Below are 16,887 nucleotides of genomic sequence, written 5' to 3'. Positions count from 1 at the left end.
CGGCCTGAGCCGACACTGGACGCGTTGCGCTTGTCGAGCAGCTATGCTTCGGTTACTTGCCGCTCGGCCACGACTCGCTCTCGACGGCAGCTTCCCACCATATGGAATGATTACTCCCGACCCGATGTCGGCATTAACTCGGAGGAGCACGCCGCTTAGGCCGTATGACACCGGAAAACGTGATCGATGCCTGCATAAACTGCGCGGCCTCTTGATCGAGGGTGAGCTCCGCCTCAAAGTGGCAGCGCTGGACTAGCTCCATGCTTGCCGTCGGACCATCGACCGAAGTGTTAATAAAATGAGCGTCGTAGTCCCCTGCCACCGCCAGATAGTCCGCAGCGGGCACTTGCACCGTCCATACGACCGACAGCAGATCGAAGGCAACGGCAATGGCAACGGTACCATCCTCATCCTCCCACACAGACAGAAGGTCGGGGTCCTCTGAGCCCTCTAAGTCCTCGACGGCGAACGCCCGGATTGGTGCCAAGCACGCTGCGGGCACGGCAGACGCCGCAAGGAAGCAGTGCACCGACGGCAGCGCTAACTTCTCCAGATGCGCCAGCGCGGTGTCGGCCGCTGCTGTTTCTATCTCAGGAAGCCACCGTTCTTCGAACTCCTCCAACTGCGCATCGGCAAGCAGCCTGCGCGTGGACCGCGACGACACCATTGGCGCGGGATCCACCGACACTGCCATCAGTTCGGCCTCGGGCTCGGACAACGCCATCCTAATGTCGCCGCGCTTGCTCCTTCTGACCCGGCCCTTGAGCTTCACGAGTCCTAGGGCCCGCGCCGCGAACAGGTCGATATCGCCCCACGCAGGCGACGACAGCCTGTTGGAGACCTTTAGGCGAAGCGCCTCCCAGATCAGAGTGACGTAGGACGGCCCGCCGTCGATTGACGACGACACGATACCCACCAGCTCGCCGTTGGCGTTGACCACGGGTCCACCACTCATGCCGCCTTTGGTATCCATCGAGACCTCAATGCACGCGGAAGGCATGCGTTCGCCGCGGCCGTGCGGATAGGCCTTGGTCACCACTCCGGACGTTACAAGCGGTGTGATCAGCGCCTCGGCGTCTTGCAGCGCGCCGTGGCGGTAGCCGAACGCCCAGAGGCGCTCACCGACCAGAGGCAGGGCGACCCGCAGCGGCGCCAGCGTCAGCGGATGGTGCACGTGCGCCTCCGAGTTCAGAGTGCAGCCCAGCAGCGATATGTCTGAGACGATCCGGCGATCCGCTCCGAAGGCACTGGGCCCCGTCACGGTAGACCGCTCGCGCGGAAGCCAGGCACGTGCCCCATCTGGCACGAATGTTAGCAGCACCGGGTCGGCGTTCCGAGCGGTGAACTCTTCCAGCAAGTGCGTGGCCGCCACTGCCAGTCCCGGACCAATCATGACGCCACTGCCCAGCACGATGGGGCCGTCTTCTTCGATCAGGGCGAGGGCGACCAGCGCATCGCCGGCCTCGTGCAACGATCCCATGGGCCCTATGCCGTCCTCGTCAGAATATATGGCGGTGGCCCAGGACCGCTGCAGCGTCGCGAGCGCAGGATTATCTTCGGTGATACGGACTGAGAGCATCGGTCTTTGTCCCCATAGATAGGTCTGATCACGAGACCAGTCGGCCTGCCGCTGGCAGGCACGGTAGCGAGCAACAATTCCGGCAGGCTACGCGTCCGGCGGGTGTGCCAAGCGGGTCAGTCTGGCGCGCGCCCACCTGAATGGCCGTTCAAAACGGGGTACGGTCCTCCAAAATTGACCACTCAATGACTTTGGAGTTGGTCACTGTACCGTTCATCATGCGGTTTGGACCGCAGGTCTTAGGCTCTCTCTCAGCGCCGATAGGGGCTCTTGAAGGCGTGCCACCGCCTCATCAAAAATGTCCTTCGAAAGGACCTGTCTCTTCTCCGTCAGCCGTACAACTTCGAAGTCTCCTAGCTGTACGCTCGTTGGCAAGCGCTCCGCTGCCAATATGACTTGATGGTGAACTCCGGCAGCTCTGCCCAAAACTTGGACCATCTTCGTCAGATTGGAATCGTCCTGGCCCGACTGCTGCGGGGTATCAACGACAAAGGGAAATAGTGGGGAGTCGCCCCATTCAGCGTTGGTCGCGAGCATGGCCAGGTGGACTGCCAGCATGGATCGAGGCGCGGAGCTTCCTCCAGACTGCGCACGTGTACCGGGCTTCGGTTCGCCGATCTGCTCATCTATGGGGACGTCGACCAAGCTGGACAGACTCGATACTTGCGCCGAAAAATACTGGCGCACTGCAGACAGGCGCTTCGGGTCTTCGAACTTCTTGGCCTGTTCGTCCGCCTTCGCCTTCTCTGCCTCGAGTTTCTTCAGTGCCCCGGAAAGATCGCGGCTGACACGCTGGAAGGCTGTGTCGAGTGTCCTCTTGCTCTGAGAAGCGAGGACCTCCTCTAGTTTCAGTTTGGCGCGCCGCTCCTGTTGAAGCTTGTCCAGTTCGGCGATGTCGCGCTCCACTGATTGCAAGCTGGCGCGGATGCTGGCCTCCTTGCTGCCGATGTCGTCCACCTGTGTCCGAAGCTCCATGATGAGACCTCCCAGGGACTCCGCATCGCTGGAGAGAAGAATGCGTGCATGGAAGGAGTTTTCGTGCACGGTGCCACAGGTGGGGCACTCGATGGACTCGCCAGCGCGATCGGTCAGGTATGCAAAGTCACCCTTCAGCTCGCTGGAAGCCGCAAGGGCAATTTTCAGCTCCGACTTCACCTTCTCACGAATGTTGACAAGACCCAGCAGTTGCCCGCGAATGCGAACCTGATCTTGCTGGAGCTTGGTCGCCTTGCGACCAAGCTCGGCCAGTTCGCTGCGGAACGCGGCAAAGTTGAGGGACGGCAGGTTCTTGGGCAGGACGTCTTGCACCCGCTTGAACGCTGCTCGGTGCGCTTCGAGCTCCTTCCGCCGCTCATTGGCTCGGTCACCAATCTCGGTCGAAAGATATTTCGCATGAAAGTAGGCATTGGGCCTCATTCCAATGAAGGATTCGAAGGTGGCGCCCTTCCAGTTCGAGAACTGTGTAAGCTGTTCGAAGGTATCCCAACCGGCGCCCCAACTACCGTCCTGGTCCATATAGAACGGCATGAACATATACTCTGGTCCGGCTTGCGAGAAGGTCGCACTCTGGGGGCGCTTGAGCCTTAGCTCGAAGCCGAAAAAGGCTGCAATCTGCTTGGACCAAGCACTCATGTTGTCGGCAGAGAAGAGCAACTGGTCGTTGTCTTCGAACATACCAAGCCGCTTACCGTCGCGGACAACGATATAGTTGGTGTCGCGATACGCGAACTCCAAGGCGGCGACGGTGTCTGGATCCCAGATGCCTGCGTCGCGCTTTCGAGTCTTGCACCCAAAAACCCAATACAGATTCTTGACGATCCGCGACTTACCGGTTCCGTTCGGTCCCAGCAGCAGCGTCTTCTGACTGAACTGCTGCTTTCTGGCGCTCCCGTCTCTCGCGGACACGAGCCAGAGCGTCTTGTAAGTCACGCGCTGGTTCATTTTTCTTCCTTAGGTTCCGAACCAGCCGGAGCAGTGAATACATTGAGGTCGATTGCATCGAATAGCACCAGTAGCGCCACAGCGCGGATATAGCCCAAGGGTAGGCCGCTGCACTCGGCTAGGCTCGATGCCCGGGCCTCCTCAACAACCTGGTTCATCAGTTCGCCCAACGTCGCCTTCGCGCCGATGGCAGCCTCAACTGGAAATCGAGCCCGCTGAAGCGCGTTCGCGACCCCGCTGAATATCATGTTGGTCCGGTCGGATGCATCGGCGCATACCCTGACCCGGTGGGCCTTGATGTCCTTGCGCTCGATGAAGGGGTGCCCCTCCCGATCCAACTCGGTAGTGGCTTCGTCTAGGATTTCACTCAGCGGCGCCCTCGACTGTGCGACATTGGCCAGGATGTCCAAGGCCTGGGCCTTGGAGATGATGCGGAGCTTGAGTTCTTCAAAGTTGCGTGCGTAGGTGGTGCTGGACGCCCGGCTCTGTATTTCGCTGGCAAGGACACGCGCCGCCACCGACGTATGACTCAGCGGGAACGGCAGCCGACCCGTGGACGATAGTTGCTCTAGCTTCCCACTGACGAAAATCTCTGGCTCACCCAGCGGGAGATTGGTCTTGTAAACCAGAACGCCCGCCAAGTCGACCTCCACTTCCGGGATGCACAGTTGAGTACTGATGGCGAGCTTCACGAGCGTCTGCTGCTCGGCTGTCAGAGAGGACAAGTCTGTATTGGTAGCGAGGGACGCCCCACCAGCTTCGTCGGGCAGCTTGACCCCGATGTTGGAGACAAACTTCAGATTTGCACGGGAGGCCCCGAATTGCGCTCGACGGGCATACAGTTTGGCGAGGATGGAATGCTCATGCGTGCCGTCCTTGCGTTTACTGCCCTTCTTGTGAAGATCCTTCAGAACCCAAACGCCTTCGCGCTCATGCTTCTTGACTTGGCAAAACTCCACTGTTGTGGGGGCTTGCGCGGAATCGAGGATCGCTACGTCCTCCTTGACCTCGACGCCCACGGCGAAGTCATCTTCGCCGCCAAGAAGTTCGGCGATCGATAGGGTGGCCCACCACTGCTGGAAGGTGAAGCCTAGGCTGGCATTGGCGCCGTTCTTCTCGTCTATGGGACGGTCACGGAGTAAGACTGCCAGGCTGTCCTGAACGCTCTCCGCGCGCCTCGTATGGGTCCGCTGTGACATTTATCGCTTCTTGGATTCTGGCCTGTGCTCTCTATCGACAGTATCACCACGTCATCTAAAACGCGACACCGAATTTGCGTAGTCTACTTTACTTGGCATATTGATACACGATGCAAACCCTCTCAACTAACGCCCCTCATTGGCCTATTTAGCAATCTCATGCCAGTCGGACCGAGTTCGACGTCTATGGCCGCTTCGAGATCGAGACCGGCCCTCGAATCAGGGTCAGCTCAGCGTCAGCTCCGGCCGAACAACTGCCACTGCAAAGACGACTAGCGGCGAACCGCCTTTAACGCTTTCTCAGTCATTACGCGCTGAATGGCAACCATCTCTTGCGAACAGGCGTACCCACCAGTTCAATTGGCAGGGACGCCTTTTTGGCATTCCATGCAATACACACTCCCCCGAAATCGCCCCCTTGTTCACCCAGCAGAACTTCGCCACGGAGTAACTCACTGCTGGGATCAAAGGGGTCAGAGTCGTTGATTGCCCGACCCCTTTGATCCGCAAATTCTTTCAGGCGATCGGCCTGATCCCACGACATCTCGGAAAGTTCGCACATCCCCAGAATTCTCCGCCCGCGTTCGCTCCCTGCTTGGCAACACGCTTGGTCATGACGCCCCCGCAGCGTGGGCACGTGGGGGTAGCAACCGGAGGGGACGATCCACCATTTGCCAGTCGTTTACCCGTTGCACTGCTTGCGCTACTAGCAGCCACACGGGCCTGATCGATCATCAGCTTGAGTGCAGCGCCGTCGATCAACTCAATATTTCTGCCCTTGGCAAAAGATTCGGCATCCGCCGTAAACACGCCCGATGTAACGACGAATCCCCCCGTAGCACCTCGTGCAGCCATCACGCCAAACAGTTCGCGGACAACATTCACTGACACCTTGAAACCTCGCCAATGCTTGCACTGGACGAGAAAAATTTCGCCTCCCTTGGAGAGCTCAAGATCAATCCCGCCGTCGGGGCCACCACCCCCGGTTTCGATAACGGAATAGCCGCGCAGCCTGAACGCCTCACCCACCAGAACTTCGAAATCCTGCCAGTTCATCCTGCGGATCGCACCGCCCCCTCCGGCAACTTCGGAGACAAGACTCTGCCGCTTCCTTCGTCCGATATATGACGCACCAGCACCCGCCAGGAAGATCAGGGGCAAAAGGTACTGTCCGTAGTAGGCGAGGGACTTGGTCATTTGTTCAACGACCACTTTCCCCATTTGACCCGGAACGACAGTCATCGGAATATCTACCGTCGCATGACGATGCAGAAACAGGTAGGCGACCAGCGCAATCAATGTACTGACCCACCATGGGAGCATCGCGGCAATATCGAACAGGTCTTCTGCCGCGCTAGTATTTCTTCTTCGTGCCATTTGTCCTTCTCACAATCTTCAAGGGTTCACGGAGCGCCGCGCGCTCTGAACACGCTGCAGTCCGCCCTAACATCCCAGACCACGAAAACGCTTTCGCAGAGCGAAGAGTTCAGCCTGTGCCGACGCCTTCGCAGTTCGCTCTTCCAGTTCAAGCGCCGGTATTTTTCTGTCGAGACGCATGCATTCCTGCTGTGCCTCAAGATCTAGCTGCTGCCGACGCTGGCGCACTTCAAGTTGCTTGGCGTTCAGTCCGGTAAGGGGTTTAAGTGCATCAGCCATCAGCTCACGGTGTTGTTCCCGCTGTACGTCACGGCCGACCCGCTTCTTTCCGGAAATACCGTCCACACCGCGCGTGGGCTCAACCTCGATTTTCTCGGCCCCGAGGCACGGCGAGTCTGTATAGATGATTCGCCCGCCGACCTCGCACTTGAAGACCGTTCTCACAGGGGGTGGCAACTTCTGAGCAATCGCCTGGCCTGCAATGAGTGCAAGCAACCCGGGCAAGACGAAACGCAGACTGAAAGGGCAACGGATATTCATAGCTTATTAGCATACTGGAGTGATAAACAATCCCATGTGACATTATCGTCATATGGTTAATGAAAATGTCACGGCACGGCGCTCATTGGAGTGTATCCATGCTGTGCGGGTGTTTTACGTCATGTACGATACATATCCCAGCGGGAATCCGCTGTTCGTACGAGGCCGATCGAAACCATGACGCGCACCCTCCTCTTCGTCGATGCCGACAATCAGTCTCCCGCGCTCGTGGCGCCGCTGGCGCGTGTGTTCAAGTCTTTTGGGCGCAGCTGCACACAGGCGATCGTGGCGGGCAACGGAAAGGGTGACCGTGTGCGCGGTTGGGAGCAGGCTTTGCAGAGCGAAATGCCCGGCATCGAGGTCCGTTGCCATGTGGCGCCGGTGCGCAAACAATCGGCAGATGTGCGATTGATGTTCGAGCTCGCGGCCGTGCATTACGGCGAGGCAGATCCCGCGACGCTGATCGTGGTGGTGTCGCGCGACGACCTGCTGGTTGCCGCCACCGAGTACCTCGCATCGCAAGGTCACACTGTGCTGATTGCGCTCGGCGCTGCGCCAAACGCCGTTGCGCCGGTGACCGACCTGCCCCTCGTCGCGCTGCCCTTGCCGCAAGCTACGACCGCAGCGCAAGCGGCTGACGTAATCGTCACGCCAACGGGAAATGCACCGGATAGCATCGACGTGCGCACCGTTACTGCGGCTGTCGCCAAGATTCGACAAACGATCGCCCAGGATAAGAAGGGCGGCTATAGCGCATCTGCAGTCGGGCAACTCCTTTCCGAGATGGGGCACGACAAGGCGGCCCGAACGAAGATCCTGCGCGCCATTCCGAACTTCAAGGAGTCAGGCGTTGGCGGCGACAAGCGTCTGATCTTCTGAATCCTCAGGCTTGTACCCAGTACCGCAGCCCGGACACGAATGACGGGCAGCGACGCTCATCCCTTCTGGTACAGCGGCTCCAGCGAATCAAACGACTCTGACCCCTTTGAAACTGTTCGTTTAAGTAGTTTTTAGTAAATCGTGATGAATTTACCGGGTTTGCTGGGCGAAAATCGCTACACTTTCGCCATACCTTGTCATAGCCGGCAGCGAAGTGTCGGGGGTCGTGATTGAAGATGCTTCACGCTCACGATCGAGCCCGCGCTGCCATTCAATCCGCCCTTATTGCTGTCATCGACTCCATGGGAGTACTCATGCTCAAGAAAATCAAGATTGCCGCCGCCGCCCTGCTGATTGCCGCCTCTGCATCCGCCAATGCGACCGTCGTGTCGTTCTCCGTAGACAATTACGGCCCCAGCTATGGCAGTTTTGCCGGGGCAGACACGAACGCCAACGGCATCCTTGCCCAAGACGAACTCACCTCTTTCGTGTTCGATCATCTGGATTATGGCCACCACGTAACCCTGTCGACGCTGTTTGGCTTTGGCGACTTCGACCTGGTCTCGAACACCTGGCTGACCAATGGCTCCGGCTGGGGCACTAACGGTTCGTTCTTCAGCTGGAACGGTGGCGCCAACTCGGTTCACGGAACATGGGCGAACGTCAGCACGTCTATCGTGCAACTCGATGCACAGAGCAACGTACCGGAACCGGCTACGCTGGCATTGCTGGGCATCGGCCTCGCAGGGATTGTTGCGGCCCGTCGAAAGAAAGTCGCCTGACTTTTTCGCGGCAGGCTTGAAAGGAGAGCGAGTAGCCCGACAAACACTTCAGCCTTGTCGATAAAGCTTCTCGAGCACCGCCCGCATATCCTCTGGCAAATACCCCCAGCCACGCTCGGCAATCCGGTCCGGAATGCCGAACAGCGCTTCTGCCACGCCGCCCGCGATGGCGGCCACGGTGTCGCTGTCGCCGCCGATCGAGATTGCGTTGCGGATGGCGTCCTCGAAGTCGGTTGCGGTGAGCGCGCACACCAGCGCCTGGGGGACGGTTTGCTGGCAGGTTTCGTTGAAGCGGTAGGTGGGGCGAATGTCGTCGACGCTGCGGTCGAGGTCGTAGCCGAAGCGCTCGGTGATGGTGCTGCGGATCTCGGCAGGTGCAAGTCGCTGGCGCGCCAGGAAGATGGCCAGCGCGGTGGCTTCTGCGCCCTTGAGGCCTTCCGGGTGGTTGTGCGTGACTTCGGTGGCCGCCTGCGACAGTGCGGTGACTTGCTCGACAGTTTCTGCAAGCAGGCCGGCAGGCGAGATGCGCATTGCGGCGCCGTTGCCGAAACTGCCGTAGGGTGAGGCGTCGTCCGACTGCAGCCACTCGCCAAACATGCCGCCCCAGCCGCCGTTATGCCAGTAGCGCCGCCCCCAGTCCTTGAGCGCTTCGGCCGGCGGACGCTTGTTGATGAGCGCGTCGGCCACGGCGATGGTGCATACGGTGTCGTCCGTATAGAAGGCGCGCGCGTGAAAGAAGGGATCGAAGGTTTTGGCGCGATGATTGTTGAACTCGTATACCGAGCCGACGATATCGCCAATGATGGCTCCCAGCATGATGTGATGTCCTTCGGTTGGGTGGAGAGGCTGTCGCATGAGCCGACGGCATGTTTAGCGTCATTATCTGCCCCCCGCAGGCTCGCCGAATGAGCCCGTATCAGAACACGAAGCAGACGGAGCCGATCAGGCCTGCAAAGGCCGCCACCTGTCGAGCGCACGATTGCACCCTGCACAGTGATAAATATTACTTATCAGTCGATAGAAACGTTTACGCGGCTGATTGTTGCGCCGCACAACACTCTCCACTAGTATTTGAACCGTCTCCTCCACCCTCCTCCTTTGGTGTGGATTTAGCCCGAGCCCGAAAGCGCTCGGGCTTTTTTCTTTTGCGCTTCCGGTCTGTGGTGTGTGGCCGCCCTGGCGCCGAGCCGGACATCGCCGCAACGCATCACTGCCCGTCACGAAAGCTGGCCTAGAATGTACCGGCACCTCCTTCCTGACCCGGGTTCGCACATGCGGGCAAGGGCAAACCGATCACTGCAGGAGCAATCACATGGGCTTCATCACGACCATTTTCATCGGCCTGATCATCGGTCTCATCGCGCGCGTGCTCAAACCGGGCAACGATCAGATGGGCTGGATCATGACCATTCTGCTGGGCATCGGTGGCTCGATGGTGGCGACTTACGGCGGGCAGGTGCTCGGCCTGTATCGCGCGGGCCAGGGGGCGGGCTTCATCGGCTCGGTGATCGGGGCAGTGGTCCTGCTCGCGGTCGTGGGTGCGCTGCGCAAACGATGAGCACCCGGTGCAGCAGCCTGCTGGACTGCTGCACCGTTTCAAGCGGCTTGCGGCCGGATCAGCCGTCCGAAGGCGGGATCAGGACGAAGTTGCCGACGTGCTTTTTCTCGAGAAACTCGCGCTGTGCGTCGGCGATGCCTTCGAGCGGGAAGGTCTTGGCCACGATGGGACGCAGTTCATTGCGCTCGATGTAGCCGATCAGGTTGGGAAAGACCGGCTCGTCCCAGGCCGTGCACCCGATCAGCCTGAGGTCCTTGAGATAGAAGTCGCGCATGTCGAGCGTGACCAGCGGGCCACCGATGGCGCCTGAAGACACATAGCGCCCGGCGCGCTTCATGACCTTGAGCATGCTGCCAAATGTCGCCCCCGCCACGTTGTCGACGACCACATCGACTGCGTTCTCGCCGAGGCTGGCAACGATGTCGTCACCGCGCGCGATCACATGATCGGCACCGATCGCACGCACCTGATCCATTTTTGATGCACCCACGATGGCGGTCACCGTGGCCCCGCGCCGCTTGGCCAGCTGCACGACCGCCGAGCCCACGCCCCCCGATGCACCGGTCACCAGCACATGGTCTGCACTGCTTACCTGCGCGCGATGCACCATGTTCTCGGCCGTCCCGTAGGCGCAGGGAATCGTTGCAAGCTCGGCATCGCTCCAGCCGCTCTCCACCACAAACACTTCCGTTGCAGGCACTTTGACCCACTGGGCGAAGGCGCCGTCGAAATCGGAGCCCATCCACACGGTGTCCATCGACCCGAAGCCGTCCTTGCGCATGCACGCACGGACGAGCACCCGCTTGCCGACAAGCGCGGCATCCACGCCTGGCGCAACCCCAGCGACACGGCCGCAGCAGTCCGTACCCTGGATGAACGGAAACGGCGTGCCCTCGTTCCAGCCACCATCGTCCCGCTCGGTGGCCTCCGCACTGGCGGTTTCCTCGGTCCCGCCGGTCACGCTGGATGAATACCAGCCCAGACGGGTGTTGATTTCCGTGTTGTTGACGCCGGCCGCCAGCACCTGCAGCAGCACCTCGCCCTCGCCCAGGGCGGGAACCGGCACGTCGCAATACACCAGCTTGTCGTAACTGCCATTGCCCACCGTCACGACGGCCTTCATCGTGCTGCTCACACCCCTCGTATCAAACCGGTTCTCGCCGTCCTTTCCACTCAATTCCTTCGTCATTTGCACCACTCCATTCCAGCAACCCTCGCCTTCAGGCGCCCGGGTTCATTAACCGTAACAGTGTCCCAGCAAAAGCGCTGCACCGCAAAAACGGAATTGCAAATGCGACACCTTCTCATTACTATTCTTTCCACTCATGCGCCGTGGAGTTTCGACTTCGGTGCCGAACACGTCCGCCATACGATGGAAAACAACTTCAAGAGGTTAAAGATGCAAGTGCTTCGCCCCCGTGCCCTTCCCCTGTTCGCCGTTGCCCTGCTCGGCACTGCCAGCCTGGCGCATGCCGAGCGCCCCCTGAGCGTCGATGACGCGGGCACGCTCGACAAGGGCGGCGCCAAGCTTGAGGCTGGCTGGTCGAAGGACGACGAAGCCAAAGGCTACGACGCCGCCGCCGGCTTCAGCCCGATCGAGACCCTCGAACTCGAGATCGGCTTCGGGCGTTCGCGCGATTTCGCCGCCGCCGGAAACGAGGCCACCAATGGCCACGGCCTCGCACTGAAGTGGGTGCCGCTGCAATCCGAAACCGGACTGTCCGCGGGTCTCAAGTACGAGTACGGACGTGACCGTACCGAAGGCGAGTCGGCCTATGTGAATTCGCTGACCGGCCTGCTGACCTGGACCTTCGAAGGCGGCCAGATGGTGCACACCAACCTTGGCCGTGAAGTGACCCGTGAGGACGGCGACACCGACGCAGTGAACACCTGGGGCGTGGCCGTCGATCTTCCGCTCACCGAGAAGCTGAGCTTCGTGGCAGAGACCTTCGGCAACGAGGACAGCCGTCCGGACCGGGCCATCGGCCTGCGCTACGAGATCGTCGAAGGCGTGAAGATCTCCGCCGCAGTCGGCCACGGCAACGACCGCAGCTTCGCCAACGCCGGGATCGGCTGGGAGTTCTGATCCACCACGCATGCCCGACCCGGCGTCGGGCATGCGCCCCTGTTCACGCCCCCCGACAACGCACAATGGAGCGAACCCAATGCGCCTGATCACCCTCGTTTCCGCGCTCGCCGCACTGCATTTCTCCACCGCCACGCTGGCCGCCGAGACAGTGACCGCGCCGCGCGTCCTCGCTCACTATGGCGAGCTCGTCCACGCCACCTACGCCGATGCCCATGCCGGCGCACAGGCGCTGCAGAAGGCGGTCGACGCCTTCGTCGCCGCACCGTCCGAAGCCGGACAGCAGGCAGCCCGCAAGGCCTGGCTCGCCGCACGCGAGATCTACGGTCAGACCGAAGCCTTCCGCTTTTACGGCGGCCCGATCGATGGCGAGGACGGCCCCGAGGGCAGGATCAACGCCTGGCCGATGGACGAGGCCTATGTGGACTTCGTCGAGGGCGCAAAGGACGCCGGCATCATTGCCAACCGCACGATCCCCATCGACATGGACACCCTCTCAGGCCTGAATGAGAAGGACGGCGAAGAGAACATCTCCACCGGCTGGCACGCCATCGAGTTCATGCTGTGGGGCCAGGACCTCGACGACAACGGCCCCGGCCGCCGTGCCTACACCGACTTCGTCGACGGCAAGGCGCCCAACGCCGACCGCCGCCGCGCCTACCTGAAAGTCACCACCGACCTGCTGGTGAAGGATCTCGGCGACCTGGCAGCAGCCTGGGCGCCCGGCGCCGACAACTACCGCAAGGGCTTCGTCGCCGACGCGGGCAACGTCGCCAAGGTGATCTCTGCCCTCGGCATCCTGTCGCGCGGCGAACTGGCCGGCGAACGCATCGAAGTGGCGCTCGACTCGCAGAACCAGGAAGACGAGCACTCGTGCTTCTCCGACAACACCCACCGCGACGTCGTGGCCAACGCCACCGGCATCCGCAACGTATGGCGCGGCCAGTACGTCCGCGCCGATGGCAGTGTGCTCAAGGGGCCGGGCGTGCGCGACCTGGTATCGGCGAAGAACAAGGCCGTCGCGAGCCGCGTGGATGCCCAGATCGACACGTCGGTGAAGGCCGCGGAAGCGATTCCTGCACCCTTCGACCGCGCCATCCTGGTCGGCACCCCGGGTCGCAGCAAGGTCGAGGCCACCGTGGTCGCGCTGAAGAAGCAGACCGAAGGCCTGGTCGAAGCAGCTGCGGTGCTCGGCATCAAGCGCCTGAACACCGTCGCGCCCGACTAAACGCCCGGTGACCGAGGGTGCTGACACGGCCACGGGCTGCGGTCTGCACCCTCTCATCCGGCGCCCGCCTCCTTCCCCCTCGCTTTCTGCTTCCGCGCTCATGAAATCCAGACGCCTGCTCCTTGGTCTCGGCGTACTCGCCGCCACCGGCATTGCCTTCGCCGCCGTGCAGTCGGCTCGCCCGACGATCGGCTACGAACCGGGCGAAGAACGCCCCGGCGGCGCCACCACCACGCCCGACCACGGACGCAACGCCTTTTCATACCCGGCGGCTAACCTGTCGATGGACCGGCAGACTGCGTTCTTCATCGGCAACTCGTTCTTCAAGAAGAGCTGGGTCGGCGCACCGGCCTCGACCTCGGGTCGCGACGGGCTCGGCCCGCATTTCATTTCGCGCGCCTGTGCCGGCTGTCACGTGCTCGACGGCCGTGGCGCCCCGCCGGCGGTGGACGCCAACGGCGTCAGCACCGAACAAGCGGTGGGCCTGCTGCTGCGCCTGTCGATCCCCGGTGACGGTGGCAAGGACGGTGTGGTGCCCGAGCCCACGTACGGCTCGCAACTGAACAATCAGGCCCTGCCCGGCATCCGCCCGGAGGCCCTGATCACGGTCAGCTACACCGAGGTACCCGGCCGCTTCGCCGACGGCACGCCCTACAGCCTGCGCCAGCCCACGTACACGCTGAGCGACCCCGGCTACGGCCCGCTGCACCCGCAGACGCTGATCTCACCGCGCATTGCCCCCCAGGTCATCGGCCTCGGCCTGCTTGAGGCCATCCCCGAAGCCCGCCTGCTCGAGATCGCAGCGCGCCAGGCCGCAGACCAGGCCGGCATCTCGGGCCGCCCGAACCGGGTGTGGGATGCGGTGCGGCAGGACTGGGTCGTGGGGCGCTTCGGCTGGAAAGCCAACGTGGGAAGCGTCGCACACCAGACCGCCGCCGCCTTCAACGGCGACATCGGCATCACCTCCAGCCTGTTCCCGCACGAAGAATGCACCACGGCACAGCAGGACTGCCGTGCGCGACTGCAGCAGGAAGCCGTCTGGCGCAGCGAGCGTGGAGAGCACCGCACCGACATCGACGACCGCTCGCTCGATCGCAGCATCTACTACACCACCACGCTCGCGGTGCCCGCCCGGCGCACACCGGCCGACCCGCAAGTCCTCGACGGCAAGCGCATCTTTCATCAGGCACAGTGCGCGAGCTGCCATGTACCGAACCACGTCACTGGCGACTCGGACGCCTTCCCGGAACTGGCAGGGCAATCCATCTGGCCATACACCGACCTGCTGCTGCACGACATGGGTGAGGCACTCGCCGACCACCGCCCCGACTTTGCCGCCGACGGGCGCGAATGGCGCACCCCGCCGCTGTGGGGCGTCGGCCTGATCCAGACCGTGAATGGTCACCAGACCCTGATGCATGACGGTCGCGCACGCGGCGTGCTGGAGGCGATTCTGTGGCACGGCGGCGAGGCGGAAGCCGCCAGGCAGCACGTGCTGGGCCTGAATGCTGCCGAACGCGATGCGCTGGTCCGCTTTGTGGAGTCACTATGATGTTTACCCGGTTTCGTACCAGCCGTTTCGGCCTGCCCTTCGCCGGCCTGCTGTTTTCGCTTGCCCTGCCTGCCCACGCCGCCGCGCCGGCGCCCATCGTGATGCCATCGCAGTGGATGAGCGCCCTGGCCAGCCAGCGCCTTGCGCCAGGCTACCGCCACTTCGGTGACAAGGTGGATGCGCTGGCGAGCGCGCTCGCCGCAAGCTGTGAGGGTCAGCCCGCCGCAGCCGCGGCTGCCCGCCAGCGCTGGCTGGAGGCTGCGCACGACCTGCGCGAACTGAGCCCGCTGCCCATCGGGCCGGTACTCGAGTCGCGCCTGCTGCGCCGCATCGACTTCTGGCCCACCCGTCCGGCACAGATCGAAAGCTCGATCGCGCAGTATGCAAGGACGCCCGCCAACACCGCGCGCATCGGCCTGCCTGCGCGCGGCCTGCCTGCGCTTGAGTACCTTCTGTTCGACGCCGAACGGCCGGCGCTCGCCGACGACGGCCCCGCCTGCCGCTATGCCGTGTGGCTCGCCCACGACACGGCTGCGGGCATCTCTGCGACCGTATCGGCCTGGCCGGACTGGATTGCCGGCCTCGCCGAGGCCGAACCCGAGCGCGAGGCACGCCTGCTCGCCGACGGCATCAACATCCTGATCGGCAGCACCGAAACCCTGCGCCTCAAGTATCTCGAAAAACCCCTGCGCCCGCACACCGGCCCGGCGGGAACCGACGCCTGGCGCAGCCGGTCCGCACGTGCCGGCCTGATGGCGTACTTCTCCGGCCTGCGCGCCGGCCTGCAGGGTGACGAGGGCATGCCCGGGCTCACCGCAATGCTGCGCGGACGCGGACTGCTGACCCTGGCGGAGCGCCTCGACCAGCGCATCGACGCGGTGCAGACGGCGCTGGCAGCGCTGCCCCCGGACTTCGCTGCCGACGCTGCACGCCCGCAGACTGACGCCCTGGTCAGCGAACTCAGCCGCCTGCAACGCCTGCTGGCCGAGGAGCTTGCCGACGCGATGAAGGTCAGCGTCGGCTTCGGAGAGAACGATGGCGACTGATCTGCAGCGCCGCCGCCTGCTGGCCGCCCTTCCCGCCGGCTTCATCCTTGCGCATCTGCCCGCACCTGCCCGGGCCGCGTTTGCCGCCGAACCCGCGCTGCTCACCTGCTGGGCCGACTCGCCCTCCCGCCCGCGCCACTTCTTTGCCGGGCGCAGCACCGACATCTCCCACGCATTCGAGCTGCCCGCACGCGGTCACGAACTGGCCTGGCATCCGTCGGGCGACGGCTCCGCGGTGGTCGCCGCGCGCAGACCGGGCCGCTTTCTGCTGCGCTGGGACGTGGCCAGTGGCCGGCAGCTGGCCGCGTTCGACGTCTATGACGCCGACGAGGACATCCGCCTTGAGGGCCATCTGAGCTTCAGCCGCGACGGACGCCTGCTGTTCGCCACCGAGAGCGAACTCATCAATGGTCACGGCCGCGTGGGCGTGTACGACGCACTCACGCTGCAGCGCCTCGCCGCCTGGCCCACCGGAGGCATTGGCCCGCATGCGCTGATGCAGCTCGCCGACGGTCGCATTGCAGTCGCCAACGGCGGCATCCTGACCCTGCCCGAGACCGGACGCCTCAAGCGCAACCTGGACAGCATGGACCCGACACTCGCGCTGCTCGACCCCGAAGACGGCCGCGTGCTCGCGCAATACCGCGTGCCGGACCCGTGGATGAGCGTGCGCCACATCGCACAGGCGGCCGATGGCCGCATCGCAGTGTCGCTGCAGAACGAAGCCGGGGATGCTGCAGACACGACCAGGGCGCGGCCACTGTTCGCCCTGCTCACGGACGAGGGCTTGCGCTACGGCACGGCAACGCCCGAGGTGCTCGCAGCCTGCGGCGGCTACGCCGGCGACATTGTCGCGATCGACGGGCCGACGGGCCCCGTATTCGCGGTGAGTTGCAGCGTGGCCGGCACGCTTGCGCTATGGGAGGCGGACGGCAGCTTCATCGGCCATCTGCCCACACCCGGCGTCTGTGCGCTGACCGCCACGCGCGGAGGGCTGCTTGCCACCGGCGACGGCGGCGACCTGTGGTCAGTCGCACCCGGCGAAGCCCGCGCCCAGGCGCACTGGCCACACGCATTCGCCTTCGACAATCACGCGCGTCCGGGCTGATCGTCCACGCCT

The 16,887-nt window shown here is 62.9% G+C and carries 15 protein-coding genes; 8 read left to right on the top strand and 7 right to left on the bottom strand.

The window, feature by feature from the left end:
* Positions 1-133 precede the first annotated feature (133 nt).
* The 5 genes from AC22G6_RS06525 to AC22G6_RS06505 form a co-directional block, all read right to left on the bottom strand.
* Positions 134-1,579 carry a S1 family peptidase gene (locus AC22G6_RS06525; RefSeq protein ID WP_487366097.1) on the bottom strand — a complete coding sequence of 482 codons (1,446 nt, stop codon included), beginning with the start codon at positions 1,577-1,579 and terminating at the stop codon, positions 134-136.
* A 216-nt stretch (positions 1,580-1,795) separates the two neighbouring features.
* Positions 1,796-3,520, bottom strand: coding sequence for a hypothetical protein (locus AC22G6_RS06520; protein ID WP_108947933.1), 1,725 nt, complete (start codon positions 3,518-3,520; stop codon positions 1,796-1,798).
* Entirely contained in the window at positions 3,517-4,719 is a 1,203-nt protein-coding gene (locus AC22G6_RS06515) for a dsDNA nuclease domain-containing protein (RefSeq protein ID WP_108947932.1), read from the bottom strand. The genes AC22G6_RS06520 and AC22G6_RS06515 overlap by 4 nt, the downstream gene beginning before the upstream one ends.
* A 516-nt stretch (positions 4,720-5,235) precedes the next feature.
* Complete coding sequence (locus tag AC22G6_RS06510) at positions 5,236-6,096, bottom strand: restriction endonuclease (protein WP_487366096.1); 861 nt, start codon at positions 6,094-6,096, stop codon at positions 5,236-5,238.
* A 66-nt stretch (positions 6,097-6,162) separates the two neighbouring features.
* Entirely contained in the window at positions 6,163-6,636 is a 474-nt protein-coding gene (locus tag AC22G6_RS06505) for a hypothetical protein (protein WP_487366095.1), read from the bottom strand.
* A 177-nt stretch (positions 6,637-6,813) separates the two neighbouring features.
* On the opposite strand from AC22G6_RS06505, the gene AC22G6_RS06500 reads away from it, so the two are divergent.
* Together AC22G6_RS06500 and AC22G6_RS06495 are read left to right on the top strand one after the other, a co-directional pair.
* Positions 6,814-7,515: an NYN domain-containing protein gene (locus AC22G6_RS06500; RefSeq protein WP_487366094.1), complete on the top strand. Its 702-nt coding sequence runs from the start codon at positions 6,814-6,816 to the stop codon at positions 7,513-7,515.
* A 314-nt stretch (positions 7,516-7,829) separates the two neighbouring features.
* On the top strand, positions 7,830-8,297 hold the full coding sequence (locus tag AC22G6_RS06495; protein ID WP_487366093.1) for a PEP-CTERM sorting domain-containing protein: 468 nt from the start codon (positions 7,830-7,832) through the stop codon (positions 8,295-8,297).
* 48 nt (positions 8,298-8,345) lie between these two features.
* Here AC22G6_RS06495 and AC22G6_RS06490 read toward each other — a convergent pair whose 3' ends face one another.
* A complete protein-coding gene (locus tag AC22G6_RS06490) occupies positions 8,346-9,113 on the bottom strand; it encodes an ADP-ribosylglycohydrolase family protein (RefSeq protein WP_487366092.1) in 768 nt (255 codons plus the stop codon).
* Between the two features lie 496 nt (positions 9,114-9,609).
* Here AC22G6_RS06490 and AC22G6_RS06485 point away from each other — a divergent pair, with 496 nt between their 5' ends.
* The gene (locus AC22G6_RS06485) at positions 9,610-9,855 is read left to right on the top strand and encodes a GlsB/YeaQ/YmgE family stress response membrane protein (RefSeq protein WP_108950138.1); all 246 of its coding nucleotides are present in this window, start codon (positions 9,610-9,612) and stop codon (positions 9,853-9,855) included.
* Positions 9,856-9,913: 58 nt separating this feature from the next.
* Here the strand turns inward: AC22G6_RS06485 and AC22G6_RS06480 are convergent, their stop codons facing one another.
* Positions 9,914-11,044 carry an alcohol dehydrogenase family protein gene (locus AC22G6_RS06480; RefSeq protein WP_487366091.1) on the bottom strand — a complete coding sequence of 377 codons (1,131 nt, stop codon included), beginning with the start codon at positions 11,042-11,044 and terminating at the stop codon, positions 9,914-9,916.
* Positions 11,045-11,254: 210 nt separating this feature from the next.
* On the opposite strand from AC22G6_RS06480, the gene AC22G6_RS06475 reads away from it, so the two are divergent.
* The 5 genes from AC22G6_RS06475 to AC22G6_RS06455 all read left to right on the top strand — a co-directional run bounded on the left by AC22G6_RS06475 (position 11,255) and on the right by AC22G6_RS06455 (position 16,875).
* Positions 11,255-11,941: a hypothetical protein gene (locus AC22G6_RS06475; protein WP_487366090.1), complete on the top strand. Its 687-nt coding sequence runs from the start codon at positions 11,255-11,257 to the stop codon at positions 11,939-11,941.
* Positions 11,942-12,020: 79 nt separating this feature from the next.
* Positions 12,021-13,169, top strand: a complete 1,149-nt coding sequence (locus AC22G6_RS06470; RefSeq protein WP_487366089.1) for an imelysin family protein — start codon at positions 12,021-12,023, stop codon at positions 13,167-13,169.
* Positions 13,170-13,269: 100 nt separating this feature from the next.
* Complete coding sequence (locus AC22G6_RS06465) at positions 13,270-14,721, top strand: di-heme oxidoreductase family protein (RefSeq protein ID WP_487366088.1); 1,452 nt, start codon at positions 13,270-13,272, stop codon at positions 14,719-14,721.
* The gene (locus tag AC22G6_RS06460; RefSeq protein ID WP_487366087.1) at positions 14,718-15,767 is read left to right on the top strand and encodes an imelysin family protein; all 1,050 of its coding nucleotides are present in this window, start codon (positions 14,718-14,720) and stop codon (positions 15,765-15,767) included. Before AC22G6_RS06465 ends, AC22G6_RS06460 begins: the two co-directional genes overlap by 4 nt.
* Positions 15,757-16,875 (top strand): DUF1513 domain-containing protein, encoded by a 1,119-nt coding sequence (locus tag AC22G6_RS06455; RefSeq protein WP_487366086.1) that lies wholly within the window; start codon positions 15,757-15,759, stop codon positions 16,873-16,875. Before AC22G6_RS06460 ends, AC22G6_RS06455 begins: the two co-directional genes overlap by 11 nt.
* Positions 16,876-16,887 lie beyond the last annotated feature (12 nt).

The sequence above is a fragment of the Parazoarcus sp. PS-13 R2A genome, from assembly GCF_057621855.1.
This window is presented reverse-complemented; position numbering and strand designations above follow the sequence as displayed.